Source organism: Mesorhizobium sp. B2-3-2 (genome assembly GCF_006442295.1).
In the GTDB taxonomy this organism is placed as follows: domain Bacteria; phylum Pseudomonadota; class Alphaproteobacteria; order Rhizobiales; family Rhizobiaceae; genus Mesorhizobium.
The window spans coordinates 14033-32196 of record NZ_VFWA01000021.1; the positions used below are offsets into that span (position 1 = coordinate 14033).

The following is an 18164-nucleotide window of genomic DNA, read 5'->3' on the forward strand; positions in this document are numbered from 1 at the left end:
CTTGATTGAGCCGCATTTTTGCCGATAACCGATCGAAGACAATCGCTGGCAACTCATGCAGATCTGATCCGATGAAACGCAGTCGAGACATGGCGGCTTCACTGGTATTCATCGTGATGATGACGCTCTCGGTCGCGCTGGTGGCTGGCTTCTTCGGCGCCTTGCACCCGGCGTTCGATTCATTTTCGCATTTCCGCATCCACCTCGCCGTGCTGATGGCGCTTTGCGCGCTGCCGCTGCTGGCGACCTCGTTTCGCCTGCAAGCGGCCGCGGCCCTGGTTTTTGCGGTGGCAGCCCTTGCCACCGCTTCGACCGCCTTGCCCCGGCCATGGCCGGTTCAGGCGGTCGCCAAATCCACCGACCAGGCAGTCTACAGCCTGCTGCAGATGAATCTGCGCTACGATAACCCGACGCCGAAGAAAGTGCTGTCACTGATCGGCCGGACCAATCCCGACGTCATCACCCTGGACGAGGTGTCGGCGATGTGGGCGACGGAGCTTGGCTACATCGCCAGCGCCTATCCATACCGGATCCTCTGTCCCTATCCCAACGGCGTTTTCGGCGTCGCGCTGCTCTCGCGGCGACCCTTTGTCGCCGGCACCGCGCCACATTGCGAGCGCCGGGGTGCAATGGCCATTGCGACCATCGATTTCGGCGGCAGAAGCGCCGACGTCGCCGCCATCCATCTCAGCTGGCCGTGGCCGCGGGAACAGTTTTGGCAGATCGGCGAACTCTCGGAGCAGCTTTCATCGCTCGGCCAAACCGCCATCATGGCCGGCGATTGCAACGCGGTGCCATGGAGCGCCGCGGTGCGGCGCGTCGCCGCTCTCGGCGGACTGACCGTCATGCCGTCGGCCGGGTCGACCTGGATTCACCGGAAGCTGCCCGACTTCCTGCGCCGCTATGCAGGCCTCCCGATCGACCAGGCGTTCAGCAAGGGCGGCGTGACCATTCTGTCGTCAACGCGACTGGAAGACACCGGCTCCGACCATCTCCCCGTACTCGTGGAGTTCTCGCTTCGCCCCGACGACAGGCAGCCCCATGACGAGCATGAGAGCGCGCTCGCGGCGAGCGACCTTCAAAACAATCCGCGCGGTTGATGCTTCGGCATTCTCAGGGCCTGGTCAACGCTTCGACAAGGTGCTCGACAGGCCCGCCGCCGCGATGCTCGCGCGCATCGAAAGCGTTCTGCCTGCCTTCATATTCGACATAGATGGCCTTGATCCGGCGCCGCGCCTCGAGGTGCGTGCCGGTGCAGAACCAGTTGTCCGGGCGCCGCAGGCCGGCAAGCGCGGTCTCGGTGGCCCGCATCATCCGCCTCGCGATACCGCCATGCGTCTGCTCGTGCTTGCGAACGCCGACCATGAAACGGTCCCAACGCTTGCGCAGGACTGGGCTTGCCGACGAGAGCCGCGGGAAAGTGTAGGTCAGGTTGAGCGTCCCGTTGGCCTGCCGCAGATGGCAGGCTCCATCCTGCCGGACGATATCGAGATCCCAATGCACGGCGTAACCGGTTTCGGCGATGGCGCGCGTCATATAGCCATGCTTGGGCCCCAGCCGGTCCATCGCCTCGACAAGGGCGGCTCCGGTATTTCCAGCGACATCATAGGTGCGGATGTGAACGGTGAGCTTTGTGCCCGCCGATGCGGCTGATGCGCAAAGCAGCATGAAGGCCATGGCGAGCATCGTCGGGCTGGTCAGGCGCATGTCCGCCTCCTTTGTCGGATCCGAGCAGACCACACTCGGCGGGAGGCTTCAACGGGCTTGATCGAGGCAGGCGGTCGACGGCGACAGACAAGTCCGCCGCCGCTCGCATGTTCTTCGTGACAGCTTAGCCGGCACGCTCACATGTTCTGATAGACCGGGCCTTCGCCGCCTTGCGGCGGCACCCAGTCGATATTCTGGTTCGGATCCTTGATGTCGCAGGTCTTGCAGTGGACGCAGTTCTGCGCGTTGATGACGAAGCGCACGTCCTTTGCCGCCGGATCGGCAGCGGCATTGCCGTCCTTGTCGACCCATTCGTAGACGCCTGCAGGGCAGTAGCGCGTCGAAGGTCCGGCAAAGACGTCATGCTCGGAACGCTTCTGCAGCTCCATGTCCGCCACCAGCAGATGCACCGGCTCGTTTTCCTCATGGTTGGTGTTGGACAGGAACACCGAGGACAAGCGGTCGAAGGTCAGCACGCCATCGGCCTTGGGATAGTCTATCTTCTTGTGCTTCGCGGCGGGCTCTAGCGTGGCGTAGTCGGCCTTGCCGTGCTTCAGCGTGCCGAAGGGCGAGAAGCCGAACAAAGTGTTCAGCCACATGTCCAGCCCGCCAATGGCAACGCCGGCGATGGTGCCGAAGCGCGACCACAGCGGCTTGACGTTGCGCACCTTCTTCAGATCCTTGCCGATGTCTGTCGCCCGCCAGGCGGCTTCGTAAGCGGAGAGCTCGTCATTGGCGCGGCCGGCCGCGATGGCCTCGGCGACATGCTCGGCCGCCAGCATTCCCGACAGCACGGCATTGTGCGAGCCCTTGATGCGCGGGACGTTTACGAGGCCGGCGGCGCAGCCCATCAACGCGCCACCCGGGAAGCACAGTTTCGGCACCGACTGCCAGCCGCCTTCGGTAATCGCGCGCGCGCCATAGCCCAACCGCCTGGCGCCCTCGAAAGTGCCGCCGATCGCCGGGTGGGTCTTGAAGCGCTGGAACTCCTCGAACGGCGACAGCCAAGGGTTCTTGTAGTTGAGGTGGACGACGAAGCCCACCGCCACCTGATTGTCGTCCAGATGATAGAGGAAAGAGCCGCCGCCGGTCTTGAGGTCGAGTGGCCAGCCGAAGGAGTGCTGGACGAGACCCGGCCTGTGCTTCTCCGGCTTGACCTGCCACAGTTCCTTGAGGCCGATGCCGTATTTGCCCGGCTCGCGGCCCTCGGAAAGCCTGAACCTGGCGATCAACTGCTTGGCGAGCGAGCCGCGCGCGCCCTCTCCGATCAGCACATATTTGCCCATCAGCGCCATGCCCGGCGCGAAACCCGGGCCGTGTGTGCCATCCTTTTCGACGCCCATGTCGCCAGTGACAACACCGGTGACGGCGCCTTCCTCGTTATAGAGCAGGCCGGCCGCGGCGAACCCCGGATAGATTTCCACGCCGAGCGCCTCGGCCTTGGCCGCCAGCCAGCGGCAGACATTGCCAAGCGAGACGATGTAGTTGCCGTGATTGTTCATCAGCGGCGGCATCATCATGTTGGGCAGGCGGAAAGAGCCGGCGGGGCCAAGCACCAAGAAATGGTCCGCCGTGACCGGCGTCTTGAACGGATGGTCTTGTTCCTCGCGCCAGTCCGGCAGCAGCCGGTCGATGCCGATCGGATCAACGACGGCGCCTGACAAGATATGGGCGCCAACCTCACCGCCCTTTTCCAGCACGACCACGGAAAGCTCGGGATTGACTTGCTTCAGGCGGATGGCGGCGGCGAGGCCGGCCGGGCCCGCACCGACGATCACCACGTCGAATTCCATGCTTTCGCGTTCGATATCGCTCATCAATCCCTCCGCACTGGCTTGTCGCTATTGCGCGTATCTTGCTGGCTCCCGCGCTGCATAGCGCATCAAGTCGCGACAGGAAACCGGCGCGTCTGTGACAACGTGGATTTGGCCAAAAAGTCGCGCATCGTGCCGAAGGACACCCGTTTTGCGCCGGCCTGCCGGCGACGCGTACGTTTTTTAATTGTTCGACGGCTTGCTTATCGGCCATACTTCGCACCATGCGCATTCCTGGGCCAGCCGGCTTCTCATCAACGCGCTTCCCATCGACGCCCGGCAGGGCCTGCCGGGCGTTCCTTTCGGCCCTCCCCCTGCTGGCGCCGGTCCATGCCTTTGCCGACGAGGTGAAAGTCTGGGCCACCGGTGCCTACTCCTTCTCCGACGAGCTTGGCGGGTTCGAAATCACCGGCGCTTCCGGCACCGGCACCAAGGACGATCCGCTCGTCATCACCGAAGAGCTGAATTCGGCGACGCCGGTGACGTTGACCATCCGTGCAACCAAGCCGATCCAGGCGTTCGGCAAGGCGGGCGAGTTCGCCAACGGCATCATGTATTTGCGCTTGGACGTGCTCAACAACAGCGGCCAGGCCTGGATCGAATTCCAGTTCGAGCTTCAGGAGGTCCTCAATCAGCCGAGCGTCTTCGGCGACGGACTTTCGTTCGACCAGCGCAACAAGACGCCTGACAACATCTGGTCGAGCAATTTTGCCGATTTCGACCGCGATTTTGAACCGTATGACCGTCTGCTGTTCAAGAACGGCAAGGTCGACCCGCTCAAGACCGCCAGGTTCGAATTCCTGATCACCGACTATACGCCGCGCTGGACCTTTTATCTGGTGCAGGACCCGCGCATACCGACGGGTTAGGTTGCGGTGAGCTATGACGCCGCCACAGACAGGCCGTCATTGCCCGGTTGTGCCAATGTCCCCAATCACCAACTTGCAATATGCGACCAGTCGAACGATGGTGGCGCTATGACTGCCGCTTCCCCAAACAGCCGACCCGATGTCGCCGAGTTGCTCGCCTTCTATGCCAGCGCGGGCGTCGACGAGGCGTTGGAGGACGCGCCGGTGAACCGCTTCGCGGAAGCCGCGCCCAAGCCGGCGCAGCGGACGCCGCCTGTCGCGCCGAGCGATGGCAGAGCACCGGAGCGACCCGCGGCCCGACCGCGTCTCGATGCGAGCGCCGTGCCTAACGCTCCGCCGGCGCGCCCGCCCATTTCGGCGGTGCCCGACGAGGCGCAGGCGGCGCTGGCTCGTGAATTGGCCTCGGCTGCCTCGACGCTGGACGAGCTTCGCCAGCACATGTCGACTTTTGACGGCTGCAACCTGAAGTTCACCGCCAAGAACCTGGTCTTTGCCGACGGCAATCCGGATGCATCGGTGATGCTGGTCGGCGAGGCGCCCGGCCGTGACGAGGATATAGAAGGCCTGCCCTTCGTCGGCCGCTCCGGCCGGCTGCTCGACCGCATGTTGGCCGCGATCGGGCTCGACCGGACATCCGTCTACATCGCCAATGTCATCCCCTGGCGGCCGCCGGGCAACCGCACGCCGACGCCGCACGAAACCGAGATCTGCCGGCCGTTCATCGAAAGGCAGATCGAACTGGTCAAGCCGAAGGTGCTGGTCAATCTCGGCGGGCCCTCGGCCAAGACCCTTCTCAATACGAGCGAAGGCATCTTGCGGCTGCGCGGTAACTGGCGCGCCCACACGACAGCGTCCGGCGTCGTTATTCCGGCGATGCCGACGCTGCACCCGGCCTATCTATTGAGGACGCCGGCGCACAAGAAGCTGGCCTGGCGGGATTTTCTCGAGGTGAAGGCGAAGCTAAGAGCGCTCACCTCTCCATGACCTCGCGGGTAATTGAAATGCGCCTGCCGTCGCCCTAACCATGCCCTCATGACATCTCCTCAAACCTCGGCCGGCAGCCTCATCCGTGAATGGCGCACCCGACGTCGGATGAGCCAGCTCGATCTCGCCACGGAAGCCGATATCTCGCAGCGGCATCTGAGCTTCGTCGAGAGCGGGCGGGCCGCGCCCTCGCGCGACATGGTGCTGCACCTGGCCGAGCAGCTTTCGATCCCGCTTCGCCAGCGCAACCAGCTCTTGCTGGCGGCGGGCTTTGCGCCGAGCTTCAGCGAAAGGCCGCTGACCGACATTTCGCTGGCACCGGCCATGGCGGCGGTCGAGACGGTGCTTCGAGGGCACGAGCCGTTCCCGGCGCTCGCGGTGGACCGACACTGGAACCTCGTTTCGGCAAACACTGCCATTGGGCCGTTCCTGGCCGACATTTCCGAGCCCTCGCTGCTCAAGCCGCCAGTCAACGTGCTGCGGCTCAGCCTGCACCCTGCAGGTGTCGCGCCGCGCATCGTCAATCTCGCGGAGTGGCGGGCGCACCTGCTGGAACGCCTGAAGCACCAGAACGACGCGTCAGGCGATCCGGTGCTGATCGAACTGGAGCGTGAGTTGCGCGGTTATCCGTCCGGCCTGAAGAGTGGGCGGCCGGCGCCGGTCGAGCCGAGCGGCATCGTGCATCCGCTGCGGCTTGCCCATGGGGATCAGGTGCTGTCGTTCATCAGTACCATCACCGTGTTCGGCACGCCGCTGGACGTGACGCTGTCGGAACTGGCGATCGAGTCCTTCTTTCCGGCCGACGAGCAGACGCGGACGGCGCTGGTAAGATTGGCCAAAGAGCGAGCTTAACGTTCCTGATCACCCCTGCGGCGGGGCGGCCTTGCGCGTGCGGGTACGTTCCAGGCCGAGTTGACGTTCGCGCCAGATGATGAAGATGCCGGCGGCAACGACGATCAGGCCGCCGGCCAGCGTGTTCAGCGTGGCGACATCGCCGAAGACGAGATAGCCGGCCACGACGCCGAGGATCATCGAGGTGTATTCGAACGGCGCCACCACCGATGCCTCGGCATGGCGATAGGCCGAGGTCATCAGGATCTGGCCGAGGCCGCCGCAGAAGCCGGCGGCGACAAGAAGGGCCGCCTGCCCCGGCGTCAGCGCCTGCCACCCAAACGGCAGCGACAGCAGCGCCATGACGCTCGCGGTCACCGAAAACCAAAGCACGATCGTGGCGGTGCGCTCGCTTTGCACGAGATTGCGCACGAGCAGCATGGCGACGGCCGAAATCGCCGCAGCTATCAGTGCGGCGATGACGCCGAGCACCTCCTGGTCGTCGAGCGCCTCGCCGGAACTCAGGAGCGTCAGCTCCGGCCAGGAGATGATCAGCACACCGACGAGACCGACGGCGACCGCGCTCCAGCGATAGATACGAATGGCTTCGCTGAGGAAAATCGAGCTGAACACCACCACCAACAGCGGCTGGGCGTAATTCAGCGTGATTGCTTCCGGCAACGGCAACCGCGTCAGCGCGAAGAAGCCGAGCCCCATGGCGCAGACGCCGACGACGCCGCGCGCGATGTGGTTGAACGGACGGCTTGTACTGAAAGCCGTGCCGAGATTTCCCTTGAAAGCCAGAAAGGCAATGATCGGAAAGATAGCGAAGAAGGAGCGGAAGAAGACGATCTGTCCCGCCGGCACAGTGCCCGCCGCCTTGATGCAGGTCGACATGCCGACGAAGACCGCCACCGAGACGATCTTCAGCATAATGCCAGTGAGCGTGTTGTACCCTACGGTATTGTCACTGTTGCCGGGGCCTGCTGTCACGCTCCCGCCGCTTCCCGCATGGTTGCCCAGGTGCGCGCCGGCGTTGCCGGTCTCTCGATATGCCTGACGTCGTAGACGGCGGCCATGACTGCCTCGCGATGTTGGAAAGGAGGGTCTGAATAGACCTTCTCGCAGTTTTGTCGAGGCGCCGGTTCGTGTAAAGAGCGCGGACTTCAAATTTTTGGACGGGCAGGACAGGCCCGGAAAGACAGGAACCACGGAATGCGCACCGACACTGGCCAGGTCTTCAAACTCGAAGACTATCGCCCCAGCGACTATCTCATTCCGGAAACGAGCCTTGAATTCCGTCTTTCGCCGGGGGCGACGATCGTCACGGCAATTTTGACCGTCGAGCGCCGCGATGGCGTCACGGCCTCTGCGCCGCTTGTGCTGGACGGCGACGGGCTGACGCTCAGGCGCGTCGAGATCGACGGCAGGAAAGCCAAGCCGACGGATTTTGCCGTGACGCCCGACCGACTGACCATCCTCAAGCCCCCGGCCGCGCGTCGCTTTCGGCTGTCGATCGAGACCGAGCTGGTACCGTCGGGCAATGAAGCGCTGATGGGCCTCTACCGCTCAAGCAACGTCTATTGCACGCAATGCGAGGCAGAGGGCTTTCGCCGCATCACCTATTTCCTCGACCGCCCCGACATCCTTTCCGTCTACACCGTGCGGATCGAAGCCAGCCGCGACGAGGCACCGCTGCTTCTGTCCAACGGAAACCCGGTCGACAAGGGCGATCTCGGCGATGGCTGGCACTATGCCATTTGGCACGACCCCTTCCCCAAGCCATCCTATCTGTTCGCGCTGGTCGCCGGCAATCTCGGCCGGGTCGCCGACAGTTTCGTCACCATGTCCGGCCGCACGGTCGAGCTCGGCATCTATGTCGAGCCCGGCAAGGAGAAGCTCGCCGGCTACGCCATGGATGCCTTGAAGCGATCGATGCAGTGGGACGAGGAGGCATTCGGCCGCGAATACGACCTCGATGTCTTCAACATCGTCGCCGTGTCCGACTTCAACATGGGCGCGATGGAGAACAAGGGCCTCAACGTCTTCAACGACAAATACGTGCTGGCCGACCGGGAGACCGCAACGGACGCCGATTTCGCCAATATCGAGGCGATCATCGCGCACGAGTATTTCCACAATTGGACAGGCAACAGAATCACTTGCCGCGACTGGTTTCAGCTTTGCCTGAAGGAAGGGCTGACCGTTTATCGCGACCACGAATTCTCCGCCGACCAACGTTCCCGTGCGGTCAAGCGCATCGCCGAGGTGCGCACGCTGCGCGCTCATCAATTCCCCGAGGACCAGGGGCCGCTGGCGCATCCGGTCAGGCCGCGCCGCTATCGCGAGATCAACAATTTCTATACGGCGACCGTCTACGAAAAAGGCTCGGAGGTGGTGCGCATGATCCGTACCATCCTCGGGCCTGGTAACTTCCGCGCCGGCATGGACCTCTATTTCGAGCGGCACGACGGCACAGCGGCGACGATCGAGGATTTCCTGACAGTGTTCGAGGAGGTGTCCGGCCGCGACTTGTCGCAATTCGCGCTCTGGTACCATCAGGCCGGCACACCTAACCTGGCGGTGAGCTCGACCTATAACCGGGCGGAGCGGGAATTCACGCTGGAAATCGAGCAATCGGTGCCGCCGACCCCGTCGGAAAGCCGCAAACGGCTGATGCACATACCCCTCGCCTTCGGTCTGATTGGCGCCGGTGGCGAGCCGGTCGCCTATGACGCGGTCGACGGCGCCAGCGTCGAGGACGGCATCATCCACATCCGCAAGCGCCGGCATGTGGTGCGCTTCTCAGGTGTCGCCGAACGTCCGGCGGTTTCGCTGAACCGCGGCTTCTCGGCGCCGATAACGCTTGCCGTCGAGCAGAAGACCGATGACCAGTTCTTCCTTGCCGGCCATGACAGCGACAGCTTCTCGCGCTGGCAGACCTTCAACACTCTGCTTACGGATGCATTGATCCTGGCCTTCCGCCAGATTCTCGGCGGCGCTGAGCCTGGCTTCACCGCGCGACTGACCGAGCTTGCCGGCAGGATCGCGAGCGACGAGACGCTGGAGCCGGCCTACCGGGCGCTAGCGCTTTCCCTTCCGGGCGAGACCGACATAGCCCGCGACATCGGCAAGAACATCGAACCCAACGCCATCTTCGCTGCCCGCGAGGCGCTGGCGCTGGCAATCGCCAGGGCTAACCGCGATGCGTTCGCCGGCCTCTACGAGCGGCTTGCCGGCGCCGGCCCGTTCAGCCCGGACGCAACTTCCGCCGGACGGCGGGCGCTGCGTAACGTCATGCTCGACTATCTCTCTCTGCTGTCAGGCGGCGCCGGGCTTGCGGCGGAGCACTTCCGGTCGGCCACCAACATGACTGACCGCGCTGCGGCACTGACCGTGCTCGCGCATCGCCACCATGGTTCGCCGGAGGCAAACAAGGCACTGGCGGCTTTCGAAGAGACATATGCGTCCGACCCGCTGGTCATGGACAAATGGTTCCAGATTCAGGCCAGCGTACCCGGTCCGCAAGCGGTGGAGACGGTTCGCGCCCTGACCACGCATCCGGCCTTCTCGATGGCCAATCCGAACCGGGTGCGCTCGTTGATCGGCACATTCTCCAGTGCCAACCAGACCGGCTTCCACCGCGCCGACGGCGAAGGCTACCTATTCTTCACGCAGACCGTGCTCGAGGTCGAAAAACGCAATCCGCAGGTGGCGGCAAGGTTGGCAACGGCGCTCCGGTCGTGGCGTTCGCTCGAACCTGGCCGGCAGGCCAAGGCCAGGGAAGCGCTGCTTTCGATCGCCAATGCCGAAAACCTGTCGGCGGATTTAAGCGATATTGTCGAGCGTACGCTGGCGTGAGCCAGACCCAAGCGGCCACCATGGTGGTCGGCGGCAATGCCAAGGCAACGCCACCGGCCCGTCGGGCTGTGCCTCCGCTGCTCGAACGGATTCCCGCCTCCCTACGCGGATATTAACATGGCGATGCGATGCACGCCGACCTCGGCGCTCGTATTCGTCGCCTCGTCGGTCTTGCCCTTGGCGCAAGTGTACATGTCGCCTTCCTTGAGCTTGAACTCCTTGTCGGCCTTCTTGATCGTGAATTCGCCGGCAGTGACGGTGCATACCATGTCGTTGTCCATCACCATCGCCGGGGCATGTGCGCCGGGCTGAAACACGACATCGACGATTGAGATGCTTTTGTAGGCAGGAATGTCTGAGTTTCCCGTGCCGACTTCCACCACTCTGATGCCGGGCGCAATTTCCTTGCCCTCCTTCGGGCCGTATGTCTTGGTTTTTGCCGACGCCGCCAGGGCGAACAAAGGCGTTACCGCTGCCGCTGACACGCCGAGAGCAATTGCAGATCTGCGATTCATGCTTTCCTCCCAATGTGCAATCCCGCACGGAATATGCGTGATTTCTAATATTACTCCCTTTCAACGGTGATCGCCATCGCATGCCCTGCTCGGTTGGCAGAAAAGCCACTATTTTAGTCTATTTTTAATGTTTTTTCGCCGGGCCACTGGACAAGGCGAATCACCTTTGATTCTTTAATGACGATTCGGAAGTGCGGCGTTTGCCGGATCATCAGACAGCATAGGCAAATCGGGGAGTGCCATTTATGGCGAAGGCGGACGCGTGGGGCGCGCCCGGAGGGATAGCTTTTGCGCGTCGAGAGACGCCGCGAAGCGACGGCCTTGCCGGGAATGCGCGACTCATCGCCGAACCGGCCTACAAGCGGCTTCTGGCCGCCGAGCCATTGCTGCGCCGATCGATACCGGCTCTCATCGTCATCTTCCTGATCGCGATCGCGGCGCTGCGCGTCCTGTCGCTGATGAACGAACGCGACGATATCGAGCACAACGCCAAGGCGATCCTGATGCTGGCGTCCAGTCAACTGGCGAGTTCGCTGGCCATCACCTCCGACACCGCGCCGGGCGCCATCCAGGACCTGTTGGAAACGACCAGCCGCCAGGGCGCGATGAGCCGCGGCCACGTTCTTGTCGTCACCGACGGCGCCTTCAAGATCACCGCGGTGACGCCGCGCTCGATGTCCTGGCAAGGCCGTTCGCTGGACAGCCTCGCCCAGGGCGGCCAGCCTCTGTTCATGTTCGGCGACCGCGCCGGAGTGATGGAGGTCGATATTGGCGGGCAGGACTGGTATGCGGCGGTTAGCCTGGCGAACGGTCGCAAAGGCGCGGCAGCGGCGCTGGTGCCGCAGGACGCGGTTTTCGACGCCTGGCGCAAGACAGTCTCGCTGAACGTCACGCTGTTCGTACTGACGGCCGGCGTGCTGATCATCATCCTCTACGCCTATTTCGGCCAGGCGGCGCGCGCGCAGGCTGCCGACCGCATCTACCTCGAAGCGCATCAACGCATCGACATGGCGCTGGTACGCGGCCGCTGCGGCTTGTGGGACTGGGACATGGTGCGCGGCAAGATGTATTGGTCGCGCTCGATGTACGACATGCTGGGCTACGAGCCATGCGACACGATGCTGTCCTTCGGCGAGGTCGACGAGATCATCCACCCCGACGATGGCGATCTTTTCCAACTCGCCAACAAGATAGTCGCGCGCGAGATCGATCATATCGATCAGGTGTTCCGGATGCGGCATGCCGACGGGCAGTGGGTGTGGATGCGCGCAAGGGCGCAGGTCATGGATCCGGAAGTGCCCGAAATCCAGTTGATCGGCATCGCTGTCGACGTCACCGAGCAGCGTCACCTGGTGCTTCGTTCCGAGGCAGCCGATCTGCGCCTGAGGACGGCGATCGAGAACATCAACGAGTCCTTCGTGCTGTGGGATGCCGCCGAGCGGCTGATCATGTGCAATTCCAAATACCAGAAGGACAATGGCCTTTCGGACCGTGACGTGATGCCAGGCGCCGTGCGCGCCACGCTGGAAGAGCGCATGCTCGCTTTCGCTTCCGACCGGCGGCTTGCCAACAGCAATGGGCCGCAGGGCGGCGCGACTTTCGAACGGCAGCTGGCCGACGGCCGCTGGTTGCAGGTCAACGAACTCCGAACCCGCGACGGCGGGATTGTCTCGGTCGGATCCGACATCACCCAGATCAAGCTGCATCAGGAGAAGCTGGTCGACAGCGAGCGCCGGCTGATGGCGACCATCCACGATCTCAGCCTCGCCCGCCGGGCCGAAGAGGAGCGCGCGCGCGAACTGGTCGAGCTCAACCGCAAATATATGAAGGAAACCGAGCGAGCCGAAGCGGCGAACCGAGCCAAGTCCGAATTCCTGGCCAACATGTCGCATGAATTGCGCACGCCCTTGAACGCCATCATCGGCTTCTCCGAGCTGATGGAACAGGGGCTGTTCGGCCCGCTGGGATCGGAGCGCTACGAGGAATACGCCACCGACATCAACAGCAGCGGCAAATATCTCTTGGGCGTCATCAACGACATTCTCGACATGTCGAAAATCGAGGCCGGCCAATTCTCGCTCGACCGCGAAGAGATCGATCTCGGCCCGCTGATCAGCGAGACGGTCAGGGTCGTGTCGCTGCAGGCCGCACAGAAGGCGATCACCGTCGAGACCCGCATCGCAGACGCGCTGACGCTGTTCGCCGACCGCCGCGCGATCAAGCAGATCGTCATCAACCTTTTGTCCAACGCAGTGAAATTCACCGGCCAGGGCGGCCACATATCGGTCAGGGCACGCAACACCTCAGGCGCGCTGGTGCTGACGATCGAGGACAATGGCTGCGGCATCCCGAAGGAGGCGCTCGGCAAGCTCGGACGGCCCTTCGAACAGGTGCAGAACCAGTTCTCCAAGAGCCATGCCGGGTCCGGCCTCGGACTCGCCATCTCGCGCTCTCTGGCCGAACTGCAAGGCGGTGCCCTGAAAATCCGCTCAACCGAAGGTGTCGGCACGATCGTGTCGGTGCGCATTCCGGTGAAGAAGGCGACCCCCGTGGTCAAGGTCGCAGCTTGAGCAACGGACTCCGGCGACGTCGCCGAAGCCCGTGCCGGAAGGCGTTATTGCATGCTGTCGTCGTCGCCTTCGTCATCCCACTGACGGTGTAGGCCAAAGCGGCCGCCCTTTGGCAGTTCACCCCTCTTGATCTTTCCGTCATTGTTCTTGTCGAGCAGGGCAAAGAGCTTCTTGTCGCGACTGGCGATGTCGTTCGTCGTCAGTGTAGCGTCGCCCTTGGTGTCGTAACGCGCGATGATGCGCCTGGCCATGCGCTCGAAGCGCGCCTTTTCCAGCGCGGCGGCGAGCTGCTCCACCGTGAGCTTGCCGCCATTGTCGGCAACCAGCTTCTTCAACCGCGAATCCATGACGCTTGAGAACTGGTCGAAGCTGATGGTGCCGTCATTATCTTTGATCGCCTTGTTGAGGCGCATCATCGTGCGCTCACGCATGTTTGCGCTGTCGATGTTCTCGGCATAGGCCGCAGTGCCGACGGCTCCTGCCAACGCGATGAAGGCGAATGCGAGCTTGGTTGTCTTTCTCATGGTCTTCTCCTGTTGCATCGTCACCCCCGATGCGATCCGCACGGCAATTGATCACGGCCGCCGGGCACGAAGCAGAAGGTCGAAATCCTTCCTGACCTTCCGCGACGTCTCCTTGAGATGTGCTTCCAGCACACCGAAATCCGGCAAGTCGGTAACCGCCAGAAGCAGATCCGAAAGCCCCGGCGGCACATCGTCCCGCTCGAACTGCCCCGTGAGGCAAAGCCTGATCATTTGGGTCAGCGCCAGATAGAGCCGGTAGGCCTCGCCAAGCTCGTCCCTGATATCGGCGGCTGCGAATTGTGGCGCAAGGCGCGACAACACCTCCGCGGTTGCCGTGACCCTGCGGCCGGGTTCGACATTGCCCGTGACGACGGCCACCTGGGCGATGAATTCGAGATCGATCAGGCCGCCGGCAATGAGTTTGATGTCCCAGAGGTCGCGCGGCGGCTTTTCCTTCTCGATCATGGCGCGCATGTCGGACGCTTCCGCTTTCACCTTTGCTGCGTCGCGCGATTGCCCGAGCACCGCCGCAACGTCGGCTTCGACCTCGGCACAGAGCCTGGCATCTCCGGCAATGGCGCGCGCCCGCGACAGCGCCATGTGCTCCCAGGTCCAGGCCTCCTGGCGCTGGTATTTTTTGAAGGCATCGATGTGGGTGGCCACCGGCCCCTTGTTGCCGGACGGACGCAGCCGCAGGTCGAGTTCATAGAGCACGCCTTCCGCGGTCGGCGCGGAAACGGCGGAAATGAGGCGCTGCGTCATCCTGGTGTAGTAATGCGAGGGCGCCAGCGGCTTTTCACCGTCGGATTCCTCGGCGTCCGCATTGTGATCGTAGAGCAGGATGAGGTCGACATCCGACCCCGCCGTCAATTCACGGCTGCCGAGCTTACCCATGCCGAGCAGCGAAACCACGCCGCCGGCGATTGTGCCGTGGCGCGCCTCGAATTCGGCCATGACCGCGCGCAACGCGGCCGCGATGGTGAGGTCGGCCAGATCAGAAAAGGCGTGGCCGGCACGGGCCGGATCGATCGAGCCGGCGAGCAGCCGCACGCCGATCAGGAATTTCTGCTCGGAGGCAAAGATGCGCAGACGATCGAGAGCGTCCTCATAGGCGCGGTCGCCTTCGAGGAACGCGGTAAGCCGTGCAGATAGATAGCCACGATCCGGCAATTCGGTGAGAAGAGCGGGATCGAGCAGCCCATCGAACACATGTGGACGGCGCGTGATGATCGCGGCCAGACGGGGTGCTGCGCCCATGATCGTCGCCATAAGCTTCAGCAGCGCCGGATTGGACTGGAGCAGCGAGAAGAGCTGGATGCCGGCAGGCAGGCCGGCGAGGAACTCGTCGAAACGGATCAACGCCTCATCGGCCCGGCGCGTCTGGCCGAAAGCCTTGAGCAGCGCCGGCGTCAGTTCCGTCAACCGTTCGCGCGCCTCAGCCGACCGGGTGACACGGTAGCGGCCGAAATGCCAGCCGCGGATCACCCGGCAGATGTCGCTCGTTCGCTGGAAGCCGAGACCATGCAAGGTCTGCAGCGTATCGGGGTCGTCGACGTCGCCGGTGAAAACCAGATTGCCGATGCCTGCCGAAAGCTCCGGCGCGGTTTCGAACAGCGCCGCGTAGTGACGTTCGACCTGCTGGAGCGAGGCGCGGAAGCCCAGGGAAAAAGCAGCCGCGTCGGCGAAGCCCAACATGCGCGCGATTCGCTCCAGCCCTTCATCATCCTCCGGCAGGGTGTGCGTCTGCTCGTCGGCCACCATCTGGATCGCATGCTCGACCCGACGCAGGAACCAATATTGCCGGGCCAGTGCATCGCGTGCCTCGGCGGTGATCCAGCCGCGCGCGGCCAGCTGGCCGAGCATCGGCACGGTCTCGCGGCCGCGCAGTTCCGGGAACCGGCCGCCGGCGATGAGCTGCTGCGTCTGGACGAAGAATTCGATCTCGCGGATGCCGCCGCGCCCGAGCTTGACGTTGTGGCCCTTGACCGCGATCTCGCCATGGCCCTTGTGGGCGTGGATCTGGCGTTTGATCGAGTGGACGTCGGCGATCGCGGCATAGTCCATGTATTTGCGCCAGATGTAAGGTTGGAGCTCCTTGAGGAAAGCGGCGCCGGCGTCCAGATCGCCGGCCACAGGACGCGCCTTGATCATGGCGGCGCGCTCCCAGTTCTGGCCGCGCGCCTCGTAGTAGCGCAGCGCCGCCTCGACCGGGATCGCCAGCGGGGTCGAACCGGGATCGGGACGCAGCCTGAGGTCGGTGCGGAAGACATAGCCATGTTCGGTGCGGTCCTGCAGGATGCGCACCAGACGGCGCGTCAGCCGCGAAAACAACTCCGTCGCATCGAGCGGATCGACGACGGCCGGCGCTTCCGGGTCGAAGAAGACCACAAGGTCGATGTCGGAGGAAAAATTGAGCTCATGCGCCCCAAGCTTGCCCATGCCGAGCAGGATCCAGCCCGACCGGTCCGAGGGATTGGCGGGATCCGGCAACTTCAGCTTGCCCTGGTCATGCACGTCGCGCAGCAGGAAATCGACGGCGGCGCGCGTGCACGCATCGGCAAGGTCGCTCAACCGCCGCACAGTAAGCGAGGTCTCGGCCTCGGCGGCCAGATCGGCCAGCGCGATCAGGAAGTGCGCATCGGCCTTCCATTGCCGCAGTTCCATCATCAATCTGGATTCGGAGATCGCCTCGGAAAACGATGCCTGGTCGATCGCCGCGATGATCGCCTTCAGCCGGGCCTCGACCGGCTGGTCGAAAAGCCCATCCAATATCTGCGGCCGGCGACGCGCCATGTCACGCAGGAACGGCGACAGGTCGAAGACGGCGGCCAGGAAGTCCTGCGCCTCACCCGTTCCAGCCAGGAATTTCGCCAGCCGCGTCAACCCTTCTTCGCGTGCCAAGGTGGCGATCTCGGCCAACTCCTGCCGGGCCCGGCTGTCGTCCAGAGGAGCAAGCCTTGCCGCCGGCTTCAACAGCCAGTCCCTCGCCATCCGCTTTGCAGCCGCCGTCATCAATGATCCTCCCGCGCGGGAAAACTCATGACCACCGATAATCCGGGATTACCAGGCAACAGATCAAGCCGGCCATAGTGGAATGTCATGACCGCCTTGGCGAGGCTGAGGCCAAGCCCGGAACCTGGCTGGGAACGGCTCTTCTCGAGCCGCACGAACCGTTCCGTCGCCCGGGCGCGATCGGCATCGTCCGGGATGCCCTGGCCGTTGTCGGCGACGACAAGCCTGATTTCGCCATGCATGCGTTCGAGCGTCACGCGAACCGCCGGCTTGGAGGTGGAATCGATCGAGTACTTGATCGCATTGTCGACGATGTTGGACAGCGCCTGGCCGATCAGCTCGCGGTTGCCGTCGACAAGGAATGCGCCATTGACCGCGGCTTCGAGCGAAACGCCAGCCTCTTCCGCCACCGGCTCGTAGAGTTCGGCGACATCGCGCACGGCCGCGGCCAGATCGACGCGACTGGTGCTTTCGGAGGAATAACCCGCCTCCAGTCGGGAGATCATCAGGATGGCGTTGAAGGTCTTTATGAGCTGGTCGGACTCGGCGATGGTGCCTTCCAGCGCCTGGCGGTAGTCCGATGTCTTGTGCTTGCCCGAAAGCGTCGCCTCGGCGCGGTTCCGCAGCCGGGTCAGCGGCGTCTTTAGGTCATGCGCGATGTTGTCGGAAACCTGCTTCAGCCCCTCGTTGAGCGTGGCGATCCTGGCCAGCATGGCGTTGAGGTTCTCGGAAAGCCGGTCGAATTCGTCACCGGCGCCGGTCACCGGCAGCCGGCCCGAAAGATCGCCGCCCATGATGCGGCGGCTGGCTTCCGAAACGCCATCGATGCGCTTCAGCGCGGCGCGGCCGACGAAGAACCAGATCAACAGCCCGCCCAGCCCCATCATGCCGAGCGCCAGCATCAGGGAGCGGCGGATGACGGCGCGGAACCGCTCAGGTTCGCCGAGATCGCGGCCGACCAGCATGATCATCTGGTTCGGCAGGCGCAGCACCAGGGCGATCGCATTGTGGCCCTTCTCGCCTTCGGACCGGACTGCCGTATCGCCGGCCTGGGGCGTGGCCTGATCGGAAGGTGTGCTGCGCTGCCGGTCGAGTTCGCCTTCGCCGAAACGGCGGTAGGAGAACGGCTCGGTCGTCCAGCCCTCGGTTTCGATGACGCCCGGCTCCAGGCTCTGCACGTTGCCGGTCAGGATCTGACCGTTGGTGTCGGCGATCAAATAGAGATTGGCGCCGGGCTGGCGCGAGCGGGCCTCGACCACGCGGACCAGCACCGGCAGGCCGCCGCGCTGATAGGCGCGGGCAAGGCCGAGCACCTCGTCATTGATGGTCTCCTGCGTCTGCGCGGTCAGCATGCGCGCCGACAGCGAGGTCATGTAGAGGACAAGCAGCACGGCGCAGAGTGCGAAGAGCAGAAGATAGAGCGCCGAGAGCCGCGCAGCCGTCGTCTTCATGATGGCGGGCACGGAAAGGGCCATGC

13 protein-coding genes are annotated in these 18164 nt (G+C 63.8%); 6 read left to right on the top strand and 7 right to left on the bottom strand.

Going from position 1 to position 18164, the window contains the following annotated elements:
• Positions 1–71: 71 nt before the first annotated feature.
• On the top strand, positions 72–1100 hold the full coding sequence (locus FJ964_RS28595; RefSeq protein ID WP_140553892.1) for an endonuclease/exonuclease/phosphatase family protein: 1029 nt from the start codon (positions 72–74) through the stop codon (positions 1098–1100).
• A gap of 13 nt (positions 1101–1113) precedes the next feature.
• Here the strand turns inward: FJ964_RS28595 and FJ964_RS28600 are convergent, their stop codons facing one another.
• Together FJ964_RS28600 and FJ964_RS28605 are read right to left on the bottom strand one after the other, a co-directional pair.
• Entirely contained in the window at positions 1114–1707 is a 594-nt protein-coding gene (locus FJ964_RS28600; protein ID WP_140553893.1) for a DUF922 domain-containing protein, read from the bottom strand.
• 137 nt (positions 1708–1844) lie between these two features.
• Positions 1845–3524 carry an electron transfer flavoprotein-ubiquinone oxidoreductase gene (locus tag FJ964_RS28605; RefSeq protein ID WP_140553895.1) on the bottom strand — a complete coding sequence of 560 codons (1680 nt, stop codon included), beginning with the start codon at positions 3522–3524 and terminating at the stop codon, positions 1845–1847.
• A gap of 221 nt (positions 3525–3745) precedes the next feature.
• Between FJ964_RS28605 and FJ964_RS28610 the strand changes: the two genes are divergently transcribed.
• The 3 genes from FJ964_RS28610 to FJ964_RS28620 all read left to right on the top strand — a co-directional run bounded on the left by FJ964_RS28610 (position 3746) and on the right by FJ964_RS28620 (position 6226).
• Entirely contained in the window at positions 3746–4390 is a 645-nt protein-coding gene (locus tag FJ964_RS28610) for a hypothetical protein (RefSeq protein ID WP_140517982.1), read from the top strand.
• Positions 4391–4498: 108 nt separating this feature from the next.
• A complete protein-coding gene (locus tag FJ964_RS28615) occupies positions 4499–5374 on the top strand; it encodes a uracil-DNA glycosylase (RefSeq protein ID WP_140553897.1) in 876 nt (291 codons plus the stop codon).
• Positions 5375–5422: 48 nt separating this feature from the next.
• Positions 5423–6226, top strand: a complete 804-nt coding sequence (locus tag FJ964_RS28620) for a helix-turn-helix transcriptional regulator (RefSeq protein WP_140553898.1) — start codon at positions 5423–5425, stop codon at positions 6224–6226.
• Positions 6227–6235: 9 nt separating this feature from the next.
• Here FJ964_RS28620 and FJ964_RS28625 read toward each other — a convergent pair whose 3' ends face one another.
• The gene (locus FJ964_RS28625) at positions 6236–7198 is read right to left on the bottom strand and encodes a DMT family transporter (RefSeq protein WP_140553900.1); all 963 of its coding nucleotides are present in this window, start codon (positions 7196–7198) and stop codon (positions 6236–6238) included.
• Positions 7199–7420: 222 nt separating this feature from the next.
• Here FJ964_RS28625 and pepN point away from each other — a divergent pair, with 222 nt between their 5' ends.
• Entirely contained in the window at positions 7421–10066 is a 2646-nt protein-coding gene (pepN, locus tag FJ964_RS28630) for an aminopeptidase N (RefSeq protein ID WP_140553901.1), read from the top strand.
• 101 nt (positions 10067–10167) lie between these two features.
• Here pepN and FJ964_RS28635 read toward each other — a convergent pair whose 3' ends face one another.
• Positions 10168–10527 (bottom strand): hypothetical protein, encoded by a 360-nt coding sequence (locus FJ964_RS28635; RefSeq protein ID WP_246676228.1) that lies wholly within the window; start codon positions 10525–10527, stop codon positions 10168–10170.
• Positions 10528–10826: 299 nt separating this feature from the next.
• Between FJ964_RS28635 and FJ964_RS28640 the strand changes: the two genes are divergently transcribed.
• On the top strand, positions 10827–13151 hold the full coding sequence (locus FJ964_RS28640; protein ID WP_140553906.1) for a PAS domain-containing sensor histidine kinase: 2325 nt from the start codon (positions 10827–10829) through the stop codon (positions 13149–13151).
• 44 nt (positions 13152–13195) lie between these two features.
• On the opposite strand, the gene FJ964_RS28645 is transcribed toward FJ964_RS28640, so the two are convergent.
• Genes FJ964_RS28645 through FJ964_RS28655 form a run of 3 tightly spaced genes read right to left on the bottom strand, consistent with a single transcriptional unit; the run spans position 13196 to position 18162 of the window.
• Entirely contained in the window at positions 13196–13675 is a 480-nt protein-coding gene (locus FJ964_RS28645) for a DUF4179 domain-containing protein (RefSeq protein WP_140553908.1), read from the bottom strand.
• A 51-nt stretch (positions 13676–13726) separates the two neighbouring features.
• Complete coding sequence (locus tag FJ964_RS28650) at positions 13727–16687, bottom strand: bifunctional [glutamine synthetase] adenylyltransferase/[glutamine synthetase]-adenylyl-L-tyrosine phosphorylase (protein WP_140553910.1); 2961 nt, start codon at positions 16685–16687, stop codon at positions 13727–13729.
• The gene (locus FJ964_RS28655; RefSeq protein WP_140553912.1) at positions 16687–18162 is read right to left on the bottom strand and encodes an ATP-binding protein; all 1476 of its coding nucleotides are present in this window, start codon (positions 18160–18162) and stop codon (positions 16687–16689) included. The genes FJ964_RS28650 and FJ964_RS28655 overlap by 1 nt, the downstream gene beginning before the upstream one ends.
• Between the last annotated feature and the right edge of the window lie 2 nt (positions 18163–18164).

Excerpts from the sequence above, each read along its gene's own strand:
- FJ964_RS28595 (WP_140553892.1), top strand. The coding sequence starts at position 72 with ATGAAACGCAGTCGAGACATGGCGGCTTCACTGGTATTCATCGTGATG.
- FJ964_RS28600 (WP_140553893.1), bottom strand. The coding sequence starts at position 1,707 with ATGCGCCTGACCAGCCCGACGATGCTCGCCATGGCCTTCATGCTGCTT.
- FJ964_RS28605 (WP_140553895.1), bottom strand. The coding sequence starts at position 3,524 with ATGAGCGATATCGAACGCGAAAGCATGGAATTCGACGTGGTGATCGTC.
- FJ964_RS28610 (WP_140517982.1), top strand. The coding sequence starts at position 3,746 with ATGCGCATTCCTGGGCCAGCCGGCTTCTCATCAACGCGCTTCCCATCG.
- FJ964_RS28615 (WP_140553897.1), top strand. The coding sequence starts at position 4,499 with ATGACTGCCGCTTCCCCAAACAGCCGACCCGATGTCGCCGAGTTGCTC.
- FJ964_RS28620 (WP_140553898.1), top strand. The coding sequence starts at position 5,423 with ATGACATCTCCTCAAACCTCGGCCGGCAGCCTCATCCGTGAATGGCGC.
- pepN (WP_140553901.1), top strand. The coding sequence starts at position 7,421 with ATGCGCACCGACACTGGCCAGGTCTTCAAACTCGAAGACTATCGCCCC.
- FJ964_RS28640 (WP_140553906.1), top strand. The coding sequence starts at position 10,827 with ATGGCGAAGGCGGACGCGTGGGGCGCGCCCGGAGGGATAGCTTTTGCG.
- FJ964_RS28645 (WP_140553908.1), bottom strand. The coding sequence starts at position 13,675 with ATGAGAAAGACAACCAAGCTCGCATTCGCCTTCATCGCGTTGGCAGGA.
- FJ964_RS28650 (WP_140553910.1), bottom strand. The coding sequence starts at position 16,687 with ATGACGGCGGCTGCAAAGCGGATGGCGAGGGACTGGCTGTTGAAGCCG.
- FJ964_RS28655 (WP_140553912.1), bottom strand. The coding sequence starts at position 18,162 with ATGGCCCTTTCCGTGCCCGCCATCATGAAGACGACGGCTGCGCGGCTC.